Consider the following 13230-nt stretch of genomic DNA (forward strand, 5'->3'; position numbering starts at 1 on the left):
CATGAGCTCGTCGGTGAGCACGGGCTCGCGCACGAGATCGGCCCTCGGCGCCTGCGGCGGGTACGGCAGGAAGCCGAAGTCCACGTGGCCGTCGGCCACCCAGCCCTCGATCTCGGAGTAGTTGCCCATGCGCAGCTCGAACTCGATGCCCGGGTGGTCCTCGCGGAACCTCTCGATGGCGGGCGGCAGGATGTGGGTGGCCACCGACGAGAAGGTCCCCACGACGATGGAGCCGACCTGTGCGCCGGCGACCTCGGACACGCGCTCGCGCAGACGGCGATGGTCCTCGCAGATCGCCTCGACGAACGGCATGACCTGCTCGCCGTCAGAGGTCAGGCGCGCCCCGCGGCGGCCGCGCTCGAGCAGCTGGATGCCCCACTCGCGCTCGAGGTCGGCGACCATGCGGCTCACGCCCGACTGGCTGTAGGCGAGCCGGCGCGCGGCGGCGCTGATGCTGCCGGCCCGCGCGCACTCGACGAGCGCCTGATACTTCTGTATCGCCGAATCCATCGCCGTCCCTTCCCGTCATGGACCGGCGCAGTAGATCTACCTGCGGTTTCTCCAGTTTCGGTCCAGGAACTTTTCCATGCATGATTGTGCTGCTTCCTATGCTAAACATTCGCTATTCGCGGAACAAGAGAGGTGTCATAGTGGACTGCGGAAAAAACACCCGCACCCCCTCAGAAAGCGACGCGAACGGCATGTCCAAGGCAACCGAGAAGTACCTGCTCTCGCTCATACTCTTTGGCTCGAACGGCATCGTGGCGAGCATGATCGACCTGCCGAGCGTCTTCGTCGTGCTCGCGCGCGTCGGCCTGGGGGCGGCGCTGCTCGTCGCGGCCGTCGCGGCATCCCGCAGCGCCCGCCGCGACCTGAAGGCCCCCTCCCACCCGAGGCAAGCCGCCTACCTGGCCATCTCCGGAGCGGCACTCGGTGCGGCGTGGCTGTTCCTCTTCGAGTCGTACCGCTACGTCGGCGTGGGCGTGGCGTCGCTTCTGTACTATTGCGGCCCCGTGATCGTGATGGCGCTCTCGCCGATGATCTTCCACACGCGCCTGAGCGCCACCAAGGTCATGGGCTTCGCGGCCGTCGTCCTCGGCGCGTTCCTGGTCGTGGGCCAGGGCCTCGGCGAGGGCGTCGCGCCCATGGGCCTTCTGCTCGGCGGTATGAGCGCCGTCTGCTACGCCGTCATGGTCATCTTCAGCAAGAAGGTCGACGCGATCGCCGGCGTCGAGTCCTCCGCGATCCAGCTCCTCGGTAGCCTCGCCGCCGTGGTCGCCTACATGGCCACGACCGGCGCCGCGGGCACGCTGCCCATGCCGACCGCCTCCGAGCTCGCACACCTGAACGTCGCCGCCATCGCCTGCATCGGCCTGGTGAACACCGGCCTTTGCTGCTACCTGTACTTCTCTTCAATGGGCGAGCTGCCCGTCACGCGCGTGGCGGTCTGCGGCTACCTCGAGCCGCTCTCGGCCGTCGTGCTCTCTGCCCTGCTGCTCGGGGAGGCCATGACGCCCGCCAACATCCTCGGCGCCTGCCTCATCCTCGGCGGCGCCGTCTGGTCCGAGATGGGCGAGAAGCTCACCGAGCGTTCCTCTCGCCGCCTCGCCGCGGCGTAGAGCCGTCACGGAAGCGCCCCCCTGCAAGCCCGGAAGTCCCAGCTTCCGGGCTTTTTCTTACCTCGAAGAAACCTGCATGCGCTATGCTTTTGGCCGTTTGGCTCCGGAACCCGTCGACGACCCAGGAGGACCCGTGGCTTACGAACTCATCGCATTCGATATGGACGGCACGCTGCTCGACTCTCGCAAAGAGGTGCTCCCGAGCTCCGTCGATGCGATCGCGCGCGCCGCGGCGGCGGGCAAGACCGTCGCCATCTCGAGCGGCCGCTGCCCGAAGATGATCAGCATGTACCGTCAGAAGCTCCCCGGCGTCCGCTACGCCATCTGCTGCTCGGGCGCGATCGTCTACGACCTCGAGCAGGGGCGCATCCTCACCGAGCGCGCCATTCCCACCGACGTCGTCGCGCGCTCCATCCGCACCGCGGACGAGGAGGGCACCTACATCCTCGAGGTCACCGCGGGCGAGGGCATCTACATGGAGAAGCGCGAGATCGACATGGCGCCCGAGTGCGGGGTCGCAGTCTACCAGCAGCTCTATATGGACACGAGCGAGCTCGTCGAGGACGCCCACGCCGTCGCGCTCGACCCCGCCGCGCGCGTGCCCAAGCTCAACTTCCACTTCGCCGACCCCGCCGCGCGCGACCGCACGCATGCACGCCTCGCCGACGCCGACGTAACCATCGCCGACTGCGAGATCTCGAGCCTCGAGTTCACCTGCGCCGGCGTGGACAAGGGCACGGGCATCGCCGAGCTCGCGGGGATCTTGGGCATCGACGTCTCGCAGACGATCGCCGTCGGCGACGCGATGAACGACCTCGCGATGCTGCGCGCCGCGGGCCTGGGCGCGGCGATGGGCAACGCCATCCCCGAGGCCGTCGCCGCGGCCGACGTCCAGGTCGCCGACAACGACCACGGCGGCTGCGCCGAGGCCATCGACCGCTTCCTCCTCGGCGAATGACGAAAAGGGAATGACGAAAAGGGACTGTCCCTTTTCGTCATTGAGTAAAATAACGTGACCCACCATATGGGAAGAAGGAATCACTGTGCACCAGATGAACATCGACCGTAGGAACTTCCTCGCGCTGCTGGCGGGCGGCGCGACCGTCGCGCTCGCCGGCTGCGGCGCCGGCTCCGCGCCCCAGCAGGCCGTGGACGAGTCCTCGAAGGAGGCCATGCACCTCACCTTCGTGGGCGACGACGCCTTCGCGCCCTACCGCTACCGCGAGACCCAGCAGGACGGCAGCCAGAAGCTCGTCGGCCTCGACATCGCCGTCGCAGACGAGATGGCCTCCCGCCTCGGCTTCACCTACGAGTTCGAGGCGCAGGAGTTCGCCGCCACGCTCGCGAGCGTCCAGAACAGCGACACGGCTTTCACCATGGCCATGAGCTCCAACCCCGAGCGCGAGCAGACCTTCGACTTCACGCGCGGCTACTACCAGCCCCTTGTCGGCGTCCTCACGCTCGGCGGCGACGCGGTGACGAGCCTCGAGGCCCTGAGCGGCAAGTCCATCGCCTGCACCACCGGCACGGTCCAGAACAAGTTCATCGCCGCGGCCATGCCCAACGCCGACATCCACACCTACGACGGAGGCAGCCAGTGCCTCCAGGAGGTCCTCGCCGGCCGCATCGACGCCTACCTCTGCGACGGCGCCGAGGGCCAGTCCATGCGCGACGCGAACGAGGGCCTCGTGCTCGGCCTCCTCGACCGCGCCGAGACCAAGGACTACGTCGGCGTCTACCGCCTGATGGCGGCCAAGGGCGCGAGCTTCGTGTCCGACCTCGACGCCTGCATCGGCGACATGCTCAAGGACGGCACCATCGACAAGTACATCGAGCAGTACGTCGGCGCCGACTTCAAGTGGGGCGACGACACCTCCGCCGCCGGTACCTCGACCGTCGCCTCGAAGTAGCGCCGCCAGCGCCCCATGAGATTCGACCTGCTGCAGCCCTATATCCCGATGTTCCAGAGCGGCCTGGCCGTGACCTGCGAGATCACGGCCGCCGCACTCGTCATCGCCTTCGCCCTCGGCGCGCTCATCGCCGTGGGCAAGGTCCTCCCCTGCCGGCCGCTGCGCGCGGTCCTCGGCTTCTACACCTCGGTTTTCCGCGGGGTGCCGCTGATCGTGCTCCTCTTTCTCGTGTACTTTGCGACGCCGCAGCTCACGGGGTACAAGATCGACATGTTCACCGCCTCGGTGCTCACGCTGGGCCTGAACGGCTCGGCAACGGTGTCCGAGACCCTGCGCGGCGGCATCGAGGACGTCGACGCGGGCCAGTACGATGCCGCCCGCTCCATCGGTCTCCCCTACTCGAAGATGATGCGCCTCATCGTGATCCCCGATGCGCTGCACAGCGTGGCGCCGGCGCTCGTCAACGAGGTCATCACCGTGCTCAAGAGCTCGTCGCTCGTGGCGACCATCGGCCTCATGGACATGATGCGCGCCGCCCAGAGCGTCCAGGCCCTCACCTACCGCGCCTTCGAGCCGTTCCTCGCCGTCGCGGTCGTCTATTACCTCATCGTCATGGCGCTCGTCGCCGTGAGCCGCCGCCTGGAGCGGCGCCTCCGCGAGCGATAAGCGCGCTTTAGGCGCCCGGCGGCTATCTGCCCCGCACCTCTTGCCCTACCGCGGCATGCGGTCGTGGTTCACCTCACGGTAAAAGAGCTCGCGCACCTGCTCGGGATCGCGCGACTGGCCGAGCGCCCACATGGTCTTGGCCACGAGGGCCTCGGTCGACATGTCGTCGCCCTTGAGGATGCCGGGGTTCTCGGCATACGCGCGGCCGACCTCGTAGACGCCGAGGTCAAGGCCCTCCTCCGGGACCTGCGTGGTCACGACGAGCGTGCGGCCGGACCCGACCCAGTCCAAGATCGCGTCCTCGTAGGAGTTGTCGCCGTAGGACGGTATGCCGCCGATGCCGAAGGTCTCGAGGATAACGGCATCGTAGTCGCGCTTGAGCAGCCCAAAGATGCTCGGCTGCAGCTCAGGCGTGAGCTTGAGCACGATCACGCGCTCATCGAGCTCGCCGCAGACGCGCGGGGAGGCGCCCGTGCGCTCCGGGACGGCGCCGCCGGCGCGCAGGTCCGCACCCGCACGGACGATGCGGTCGTTGCGGATGTAGGCGAGCGACGGGTAGTTCATGCTCATGAAGGCGTTGAAGCTCATGGTGCGCTGCTTGTGGGCGCGCGTACCCGCGATGACCTTGCCCGAGAAGACCACGTTGACGTCGCGGCTCGCCTCGTCGGCGGCGTAGAGCACCGACTGGTAGAGGTTAAGCTTCGCGTCCGTGAAGGGGCTCGCCATGGGCTGCTGGGATCCGGTGAGGACGATGGGCTTCTCGCTGTCCTGGATCAGGTAGCTGAGCGCCGCGGCGGTGTAGGCCATGGTGTCGGTGCCGTGGAGCACCACGAAACCGTCGTAGCGGTCGTACGCCCCTGCGATCACGTCCTTGATCCGGAGCCAGTCGCGCGGGCGCATGTTCGTCGAGTCGATGTTCATCGGCTGGACGAAGTCCAAGTCAGCGATGGTGTCGAGCAGCGGGACCTTGTCCGCGAGCTCACGGCCAGATGCGGTCGGCGTGAGTCCCTCGCCCTCCGAGGTCGAGGCGATGGTGCCGCCGGTGGCGATGATGAGGACGCGCTTCTTCACGAGGGGTTTCTCCCGTCTGCAGGCTTGAGTGCGCAGCAATTCTACGACAAACGCCCCGGCCGCGAGCGTACGGCAGGGGCGTCCGAGTCATTGTGACAAGCCTTGTGCCAATGCCGAAAGAAGCTCGACTGCCTTTAGGCCTCCTTCGCCGTGGGCATCGCCTTCTCGACGTTCTCGCGGATGATGCCGCAGCTCTTGCGCATGGCCTTGCGCTCGTCGTACGAGAGGTCGATCTCGAGCACCTGCTCGATGCCCTGGGCGCCGAGCACGCAGGGGACGCCGGCGCAGATGCCGCTCTCGCCGTACTCCCCGTCAAGGTGGGCGGAGAGCGGGACCACGATCTTCTCGTTGTGCAGGACGGCGAGGACGATGCTCGCGACGATGGAGCCGATGCCGAACTCCGTGCAGCCCTTGCCCAGGACGATGGAGCTGCCGCTCTCGCGCACGCGCTTCATGATGTCGTCGAAGTCGAGGCTCGAGACGTTGCGGTGCGTGAGCGAGAGGTACTCGCGCAGATCGATGCCCTGGACAGAGATGTGCGACGTGGGGATGAACGAGGAGTCGCCGTGCTCGCCCATGCAGATGGCCTGGATCTGCTTGGAGTTGACGCCGATGATCCCGGAGAGCGCGCGGCGCAGGCGCGCAGAGTCGAGCAGGGTGCCCGTGCCGAAGACCTGGCTGCGGGGCAAGCCGAGGTTGCGGTAGAGGTACTCGGTCACGACATCGCAGGGGTTCGACACGCTGATCAGGATGCTGTGGAAGCCGCTGTCGCGGATGGGGCCCACGATCCCCTCGAGGATCTTTATCGTGCCGTCGAGCATCTGCAGGCGGGTCTCGCCAGGGCGGCGGGAGCGGCCGGCGGTGAGGATGACGAAGTGCGCGTCCTTGCAGTCGGAGTAGTCGCCCACGCGGATGACGAAGTTGTCGCCCAGGCCGGAGGCGAGGTCGTTGAGGTCGCCCGCCTGCGCCGCGGCGGCGGCCGGGTTCACGTCGAGGAACACGATCTCGTTGACGAGGTGCTGGAACATCAGGCACAGCGCCGCATGGCTGCCCACGCGGCCGGCGCCGACGATCACTGCTTTGCGGGTGTGGATCTTGCTGCTCATCTGGCTACCTCCGTACATAAAAATCCGGCGCATCCCGCGCCGGGCAACAGACGAAAAAAGACGGGCAGCCCCGTGGGGCCACCCGCCATGTTAGGCCGTTGTCAACCGGTGATGGGCCGGATCGTCGGACTATTCGCTAGTCGCGCGTAAGCTTTCGGTGAAGGCGATGGGGCTTGGCCGCGTCGGCGCCCAGACGGCGCTCGCGGTCCCTCTGGTAGTCGTCGAAGTTGCCCTCGAACCAGTGCCAGCGGCCGGGGTTCTCGTCGTCGCCCTCCCAAGCGAGGATGTGCGTGGCCACGCGGTCGAGGAACCAGCGGTCGTGGCTGATGACGACGGAGCAGCCGGGGAACGCCTCCAGCGCCTCCTCGAGCGACTCCAGGGTCTCGACGTCGAGGTCGTTGGTGGGCTCGTCGAGCAGCAGGAGGTTGCCACCCTGCTTGAGGGTGAGGGCGAGGTTCAGGCGGTTGCGCTCGCCGCCCGAGAGCACGCCCGCGCGCTTCTGCTGGTCCTTGCCCTTGAAGCCGAAGGCGGCGACGTAGGCACGGGAGGGGATCTCCTGGTCGCCCACCATGATAAAGTCGTTGCCGTCCGAGACGACCTCCCAGAGGGTCTTCTGGGGGTCGATGCCCTCGCGCATCTGATCGACGTACGAGAGCTTGACGGACTCGCCCAGTTCAAGCGTGCCGCTCGTGGGCTTCTCGAGCCCGACGATGGTCTTGAAGAGGGTCGACTTGCCCACGCCGTTGGGGCCGATGACGCCGACGATGCCGTTGCGCGGGAGGTTGAAGCTGAGGTCGTCGATGAGCACTCGGTCGCCGAAGCTCTTGCAGAGGTGGTCGGCCACGAGGACCTTGGAGCCCAGGCGCGGGCCGACGGGAATCTGGATGTCGGTGAAGTCGACCTTCTTGCTCGCGCGGGCCTCGGCTTCCATCTGCTCGTAGGCGGCCAGGCGGGCCTTGCTCTTTGCCTGGCGGGCCTTCGGGCTGCTGCGGACCCAGGCGAGCTCGGACTTCATCTTTTTCGCGCGGCGCGCGTCCTGCTGGTTCTGGGCCTCGAGGCGGGCGGCCTTCTTTTCCAGGTAGGTGGAGTAGTTGCCCTCGTAGGGGTAGAGCTGGCCGCGGTCGACCTCGCAGATCCACTCGGCGACGTCGTCGAGGAAGTAGCGGTCGTGCGTGACGGCCATGACGGCGCCCTCGTACTTGTGGAGGAACTGCTCGAGCCACAGCACGGACTCGGCGTCGAGGTGGTTGGTGGGCTCGTCGAGCAGCAGCAGGTCGGGGGCCTCGAGCAGGAGCTTGCAGAGAGCCACGCGGCGGCGCTCGCCGCCCGAGAGGTGCGCGACGGGCTCATCGGGGTCGGGGCACTGCAGGGCGTCCATCGCTTGGCTGAGCTGCGAATCGAGGTCCCAGCCGTTGACGGCGTCGATCTCGTCCTGGAGCTGGCCCATCTCGGCCATGAGGGCGTCGAAGTCGGCATCGGGGGCGGTCATCTCCTCGCCGATCTCGTTGAAGCGGGCGACCTTCGCGATGACGTCGCCGAAGGCGAGCTCGATGTTCTCCTTGACGGTCTTGGTCTCGTCGAGGGGCGGCTCCTGCTGGAGGAGGCCGACGGTGTAGCCGGGGGTCAGGCGCGCCTCGCCGTTCGAGACGTCCTCGAGGCCGGCCATGACCTTGAGCAGGGTGGACTTGCCCGCGCCGTTGGGGCCAACGACGCCGATCTTGGCGCCGGGGTACACGCCGACGGTCACGTCATCGAGGATCACCTTGTCGTGGACTGCCTTGCGGGCGTTGTGGAGCTGGTAGACGAACTCGGCCATGGAACTTCCCTCCTGGTCGGACTGGTTCAACCTTTGTGGATCGATTCAACTCTTTTATAGTACCCGAGGCATATACTTGAATGCCATTTGCCAAGAAGGGACCGACATGAATTACGCGGAGATCAAGCATTGCGACATAGCCAACGGCGTCGGCGTCCGGACGACGCTGTTCGTCTCGGGCTGCCGCTTGCACTGCCCCGAGTGCTTCAACGAGGTGGCCTGGGATTTCCGCGCAGGCAAGCCGTTCGACGACGCGGTCGCCGACTCCATCATCGAGTCGCTCGAGCCCGACTACATATCGGGCCTCTCGGTGCTCGGCGGCGAGCCGATGGAGCCGGAGAACCAGGAGGGGCTCGTCGGCTTCCTCGAGCGCGTCCGCGACCGCTTCCCCCGCGGCGAGAAGCGCGCGAAGACCATCTGGATGTACTCCGGCCACACCTGGGAGCAGCTCGCGCCCGGCGGCGCCTGGAACCTCGGCGAGGTGACCGACCGGATCCTCGACACCCTCGACGTGCTCGTGGACGGCCCCTTCGTCAAGGCGGAGCACGACATCACGCTGCGCTTCCGCGGGTCGCGCAACCAGCGCATCATCGACGTCCCCGCGACGCTCGAGTCCGCGGGCGGCGTCGTGGAGTGGGCGGACGACCCGGTCTTCTCGACGCACACGCTCGAGGGGTAGCGGCCCTGCACGCAGGCGGGATCGGACCGCGTCGGATCGCTGAGCTGCGCATTGTCGAAAACTCGCGCCGAAAACGACGCCATCCGGCACGCGGGGCGCCGCTGGCGCGCGCACTTTTGCCGCTCACCGGCGCAATGCCGCCGTCTGCGCATTACTTATTTAACCATATAGCTCCCGCTCTCCTTTGAGCTGCGCAGGAAGGCACCTGTAAGGTACCGGGAAGCTCCCGGTAAGGAGCCCTTCCGCTACCATCGCCGCACCGCAAGCCGCGACGAAGGGAGCAATCATGAGTTTTTGCATCGAGAAGGGCGATGAGCTCGCGGTCTTCATCCAGTCGGAGCACGAGGAGTTCACGTGGGACGACGCGGACCTCTTTTACCGAACGCTCGACGGCGTCCTCACCTACGCGAACGAGCGACTGCGCCTGGTGGAGCGCGACAAGGTCACCTTGTGCAGCGAGTCGCGCGAGGAGCTCGACGACGGGGGCCGCGTCAGCGACCGGCTCTGGCTCGACCGTGCTCTCGTCGGCGAGTACGTCGAGCGCAACCCCTACGAGGTCCCGGAGGAGCAGCTCGACGTCGCCGCACCCTGGCGCTACGCCCTGCGCGACGTTTTCATCATCGTGCGCGCAGCCGAGGACCACATCCTCGCCATGAACCGCGACGCGCTGTTCTGCGTCGAGAGGCTCGAGGCGCCCGCCGACCGCCACGTCCGCGCCATCCCCTCTCTCGCCCTCCTGACGTTGCTCCCCTTCAAGGGCGCGATCGTGACGGACAGCAAGTTCATCCACCTCGAGGACGAGATGGACCCCTCCCTCATCGGCGACATCCGCGAGTCCGCCCACGAGTTCGCCCACAGCGGCGTCGTCTCGGGCGCAGACGCGCTTGTGCGCTACTCGAGGGAGCTGCCGGACGCGAACCGAGTGCCGGAGAGCTGGCAGCGGCAGCTCGACGAGGTCCTCAGGCTGCCCCATGTCCCCGGCATCACCGCATAGGGGGCCGTCATGGGAAACAGGGCGATCATCACCACGCCCGAGCGAAAGCTCGGGGTTTATCTCCATTGGAACGGCTCGCGCAACTATGTCGAGCCCTTCCTCACTTACTGCGGGCTCAAGCGCTACCGTCCGCCCTCGGAGGACCCGGCGTACGGGTTCGCCAGGCTCGCGCAGGTCATCGGGAACTTCTTCGGCGGGGCGCTCTCGGTCGGCATCGTGCCCTACACCACGGACGAGCAGATGACGCCCGGGCTCGACAACGGCGTCTACGTCATCGAGGGCTGGCGGATCGTCAGGCAGCTCCCTCCTCCCGAGGGGTGCAGGGACATCCCGCCCGGCGAGCCGCTGCCCGCACTCCGCGCCATCGACCGCCGCCAGCCCGCCAGCGAGCAGCTCGGGGCGTTCCTCGACGCGCCGCAGGTGAGGCCGGCCGAGCTCTCGGTCGGCGACAAGGTCTGGGTCTACAGCGACTTCCGCAGGATCGAGGGGCGCTACCAGGGAGGATACGCGCAGGCGACCGCCATCGGGCTCGGTTGCCGCGAGCTCAACGGCATCGACGTGACGGGCGTGCCCTACGTCGACCTCTTTATGGACGGCGCCTGCGCCGGCGAGGACAACATCAACAACTACCTGCTCAAGGATTCGTATCGGCTTGTGGTCAATGCCTAGGTGGTGCGTATTTGACACCAGTTTCGCGCCACCATAGAATGAGGTCGTCTAATGAGAATCCTCTGGGACAAAGACAAGGCACGGGTGAACGAAGAGAAGCACGGCGTGACATTCGAGGAGGCTGCGGAGGTCCTCGTGGGGAGCTGCATCGCGTTCGCGAGCAACGCGAACGGCGAGAAGAGATTCCGCGCCGTCGCCCGGATCAGGGGCGAGTATCTCACCGTGATCTACGCGGACCGCCACGGGACGAGGCGGATCATCTCCGCCCGCCATTCCTCGCCAAAAGAAAGGCAGATGTATGAGCGATATAACGATCAAAGAGCTTGAGGACCGCCTCGACCAGGGGGATGACCTCGACGACTGCACCGACTGGGACAACCCCATTTGGTGCAGCAACGAGAAGGCGCGCTTCTCGGTCAACATCCCCGAGTGGCTGCTGTATCGCCTCGACGAGGAGGCGGACCGTCGCGCGATCTCGCGCTCCGCGATGATCAACACCATCCTCGTGGACTGGGCGGACGCCCATCCCGGCCATCGGCCCGACGCGGAGGAGAACCCTCCCGCCGCGTAAGATTACGAATCCCTTACATTCTCATCCGGGTAGACTCTGCTATAGTCCCAAACCGTTCATACGCGGGGCAACGCCCACAGCATCGAGGAGGTGCGCCATGTCCGAAGGCTCGAGTCACAGTCACAGTCGCAAACACTTGATTCCGCAGTCCGTGGAGGAGGTGCCCGCCCTCGGGATGGCGAGCACCCGTCGCGCCTAGCCGCACACCGGCGGCGCACGCACATGATGTGCCTCCAAGGGCTCCCGGCCTCGCGCCGGGGGCCTTATTTCGTATCCCGGGATTGTGAGGTGCGCCATGACGCTGCGCAACCTCTTTGCCCGTATGGGCGCCGTCGACGCCAGGAACACCAACCCCCAGAGGAGCACAAAGAAGAGCTCGCGCCCCGCGGCCCAGCAGGACTGGCTGCGCCACGCTGCTGCGGCCGGCCGAGACGAGCTGTTCGCCGAGCTCGGCAGCCGCGAGGAGGGCCTCGCCGCCGACCAGGTCGAGCGCGCCCGCGAGTTCTACGGCACGAACGCCATGGCCCAGGCGGCCAAGCGCCCGATGCCCCTGCGCTTCCTCGCCGCGTTCGCCGACCCCTTCACCTACATCCTCGTCTTCATCGCCGCGGTCTCGGTCCTCACCGACTGGGTGTTCGCCTCCGGCGGCGACCGCGACCTCTCGACCCCGCTGATCATCGGCGCGATGGTCCTCGTCTCGGGCGTGCTGCGCTTCGTTCAGGACGAGAAGAGCACCGTCGCCGCCGAGGCCCTGGCCGAGATGGTCGAGTCCTGCGCCGAGGTCGAGCGCGACGGCGACGGCGGCAACGAGACCCCCATCGACGAGATCGTCGTCGGGGACGTCGTGCATCTCTCGTCCGGCGACGTCGTGCCCGCCGACCTGCGCATCTTTGCCGCGCGCGATCTCTTTGTGAGCCAGGCGTCGCTCACCGGAGAGTCCGAGCCCGTCGAGAAGCGCGCAGAGCTCGGCACGGCGGCGCAGGCGGAGGCATCCTCCCTCACCGACCTCGAGGACATCGCCTTCATGGGCTCCACCGTGATCTCGGGCAACGCGCGCGGCGTCGTCGTGGCCACGGGCGCCCGCACGATGTTCGGCGAGGCAACGGGCACGCTCACCGGGCGCAAGCGCGAGACCTCCTTCGACGCCGGCATCAAGTCGACGAGTCGCCTGCTCATGCGCCTCATGGTCGTCATGCTGCCCATCGTCTTCGTGATCTCGGGCGTCACCAAGGGCGACTGGGTCTCCGCGCTGCTCTTCTCGCTGTCCGTTGCGGTCGGGCTCACGCCCGAGATGCTGCCCATGCTCGTGACCACCTGCCTCGGCAAGGGCGCGGTCGACCTCAGCCGCGACCACGTGATCGTCAAGCGCCTCGACGCCATCCAGGACCTCGGCGCCGTCGACGTTCTGTGCACGGACAAGACGGGCACCCTCACCGAGGACCGCATCGTGCTCGAGCGCCACCTCGACGTCAACGGCCGCGAGGACGCGCGCGTGCTGCGCTACGCGTTTCTCAACAGCTATTTCTCGACCGGCGTGAAGAACCTCGTGGACGCCGCGATCGTGGAGCGGGCCCTCGCCGAGGGCACCGACGAGGTCGGCGCCGTGACCAACGGGACCGCCGTCACCGCCGAGGAGCTCGCCTGCCGCTACCACAGCATCGACGAGCTACCGTTCGACTTCGAGCGCAGGCGCCTCTCGGCCGTCGTGGGCGACGCGGACGGCCGCACCCGCATGGTGACCAAGGGCGCCCTCGAGGAGGTGCTCGCCGTGTGCACCGAGGTCGAGGTCGACGGGCGGGTGCTGCCGCTCACCGACGAGCTGGTCGCGCACGTCGTCGAGCAGGGCGCTGCGCTCGCGGACGAGGGCATGCGCGTGCTCGGCGTGGCGCGCAAGGACGAGCCTGCGGGAACCGGCTCGCTCACCGTCGAGGACGAGCGCGACATGGTCCTCATCGGCTACCTCGCCTTCCTCGATCCGCCCAAGGAGAGCTCCGCGGCCGCCGTCCGCGCCCTCGCGGCCCACGGCGTGGCCACGAAGGTCCTCACCGGCGACTCCCCGCGCGTCGCGACGCACGTCTGCCGCGCGATCGGCATCCCCGCCGAGCGCGTCCTCGACGGCAACGAGGTCG

14 protein-coding genes are annotated in these 13230 nt (G+C 67.4%); 10 read left to right on the forward strand and 4 right to left on the reverse strand.

Features of this window, described 5'->3' with window-relative positions; all coding sequences use genetic code 11:
- Nucleotides 1–510, reverse strand: a 510-nt coding sequence (locus tag ACT84W_RS00340; protein WP_444327831.1) for a LysR family transcriptional regulator, incomplete at its 3' end; no start/stop codon positions are given.
- 140 nt (nt 511–650) lie between these two features.
- Between ACT84W_RS00340 and ACT84W_RS00345 the strand changes: the two genes are divergently transcribed.
- The 4 genes from ACT84W_RS00345 (at nt 651) to ACT84W_RS00360 (ending at nt 4195) form a co-directional block, all read left to right on the forward strand.
- A complete protein-coding gene (locus ACT84W_RS00345; RefSeq protein WP_444327832.1) occupies nt 651–1619 on the forward strand; it encodes a DMT family transporter in 969 nt (322 codons plus the stop codon).
- A 133-nt stretch (nt 1620–1752) separates the two neighbouring features.
- Complete coding sequence (locus ACT84W_RS00350; RefSeq protein ID WP_444327833.1) at nt 1753–2577, forward strand: Cof-type HAD-IIB family hydrolase; 825 nt, start codon at nt 1753–1755, stop codon at nt 2575–2577.
- A gap of 94 nt (nt 2578–2671) precedes the next feature.
- Nucleotides 2672–3529, forward strand: a complete 858-nt coding sequence (locus tag ACT84W_RS00355; protein WP_432291182.1) for a substrate-binding periplasmic protein — start codon at nt 2672–2674, stop codon at nt 3527–3529.
- Between the two features lie 15 nt (nt 3530–3544).
- Nucleotides 3545–4195 carry an amino acid ABC transporter permease gene (locus ACT84W_RS00360; protein WP_444327834.1) on the forward strand — a complete coding sequence of 217 codons (651 nt, stop codon included), beginning with the start codon at nt 3545–3547 and terminating at the stop codon, nt 4193–4195.
- Nucleotides 4196–4240: 45 nt separating this feature from the next.
- Here the strand turns inward: ACT84W_RS00360 and ACT84W_RS00365 are convergent, their stop codons facing one another.
- From ACT84W_RS00365 to ettA, 3 genes are all read right to left on the reverse strand, one after another.
- Nucleotides 4241–5266, reverse strand: coding sequence for an asparaginase (locus tag ACT84W_RS00365; protein ID WP_432291170.1), 1026 nt, complete (start codon nt 5264–5266; stop codon nt 4241–4243).
- A 134-nt stretch (nt 5267–5400) separates the two neighbouring features.
- On the reverse strand, nt 5401–6372 hold the full coding sequence (locus tag ACT84W_RS00370) for an L-lactate dehydrogenase (RefSeq protein WP_444327835.1): 972 nt from the start codon (nt 6370–6372) through the stop codon (nt 5401–5403).
- A 136-nt stretch (nt 6373–6508) separates the two neighbouring features.
- Nucleotides 6509–8188: an energy-dependent translational throttle protein EttA gene (gene ettA, locus ACT84W_RS00375; protein ID WP_417576245.1), complete on the reverse strand. Its 1680-nt coding sequence runs from the start codon at nt 8186–8188 to the stop codon at nt 6509–6511.
- Between the two features lie 106 nt (nt 8189–8294).
- Between ettA and nrdG the strand changes: the two genes are divergently transcribed.
- The 6 genes from nrdG to mgtA all read left to right on the forward strand — a co-directional run.
- The gene (gene nrdG, locus ACT84W_RS00380; RefSeq protein ID WP_417576244.1) at nt 8295–8867 is read left to right on the forward strand and encodes an anaerobic ribonucleoside-triphosphate reductase activating protein; all 573 of its coding nucleotides are present in this window, start codon (nt 8295–8297) and stop codon (nt 8865–8867) included.
- Nucleotides 8868–9153: 286 nt separating this feature from the next.
- The gene (locus tag ACT84W_RS00385; RefSeq protein ID WP_444327836.1) at nt 9154–9861 is read left to right on the forward strand and encodes a hypothetical protein; all 708 of its coding nucleotides are present in this window, start codon (nt 9154–9156) and stop codon (nt 9859–9861) included.
- 9 nt (nt 9862–9870) lie between these two features.
- Nucleotides 9871–10530 carry a hypothetical protein gene (locus ACT84W_RS00390; RefSeq protein WP_444327837.1) on the forward strand — a complete coding sequence of 220 codons (660 nt, stop codon included), beginning with the start codon at nt 9871–9873 and terminating at the stop codon, nt 10528–10530.
- 51 nt (nt 10531–10581) lie between these two features.
- Nucleotides 10582–10857, forward strand: coding sequence for a BrnT family toxin (locus ACT84W_RS00395; protein WP_444327838.1), 276 nt, complete (start codon nt 10582–10584; stop codon nt 10855–10857).
- A complete protein-coding gene (locus tag ACT84W_RS00400; protein ID WP_417576240.1) occupies nt 10829–11101 on the forward strand; it encodes a hypothetical protein in 273 nt (90 codons plus the stop codon). The genes ACT84W_RS00395 and ACT84W_RS00400 overlap by 29 nt, the downstream gene beginning before the upstream one ends.
- 295 nt (nt 11102–11396) lie before the next feature.
- Nucleotides 11397–13230, forward strand: a 1834-nt coding sequence (mgtA, locus tag ACT84W_RS00405; RefSeq protein WP_444327839.1) for a magnesium-translocating P-type ATPase, incomplete at its 3' end; no start/stop codon positions are given.

It is taken from the genome of Paratractidigestivibacter sp., from assembly GCF_052362415.1.
Lineage (GTDB): Bacteria > Actinomycetota > Coriobacteriia > Coriobacteriales > Atopobiaceae > Paratractidigestivibacter.

Excerpts from the sequence above, each read along its gene's own strand:
- ACT84W_RS00400 (WP_417576240.1), top strand. The coding sequence starts at position 10,829 with ATGAGCGATATAACGATCAAAGAGCTTGAGGACCGCCTCGACCAGGGG.
- ACT84W_RS00395 (WP_444327838.1), top strand. The coding sequence starts at position 10,582 with ATGAGAATCCTCTGGGACAAAGACAAGGCACGGGTGAACGAAGAGAAG.
- ACT84W_RS00355 (WP_432291182.1), top strand. The coding sequence starts at position 2,672 with ATGAACATCGACCGTAGGAACTTCCTCGCGCTGCTGGCGGGCGGCGCG.
- ACT84W_RS00390 (WP_444327837.1), top strand. The coding sequence starts at position 9,871 with ATGGGAAACAGGGCGATCATCACCACGCCCGAGCGAAAGCTCGGGGTT.
- ettA (WP_417576245.1), bottom strand. The coding sequence starts at position 8,188 with ATGGCCGAGTTCGTCTACCAGCTCCACAACGCCCGCAAGGCAGTCCAC.
- ACT84W_RS00385 (WP_444327836.1), top strand. The coding sequence starts at position 9,154 with ATGAGTTTTTGCATCGAGAAGGGCGATGAGCTCGCGGTCTTCATCCAG.
- ACT84W_RS00370 (WP_444327835.1), bottom strand. The coding sequence starts at position 6,372 with ATGAGCAGCAAGATCCACACCCGCAAAGCAGTGATCGTCGGCGCCGGC.
- ACT84W_RS00360 (WP_444327834.1), top strand. The coding sequence starts at position 3,545 with ATGAGATTCGACCTGCTGCAGCCCTATATCCCGATGTTCCAGAGCGGC.
- nrdG (WP_417576244.1), top strand. The coding sequence starts at position 8,295 with ATGAATTACGCGGAGATCAAGCATTGCGACATAGCCAACGGCGTCGGC.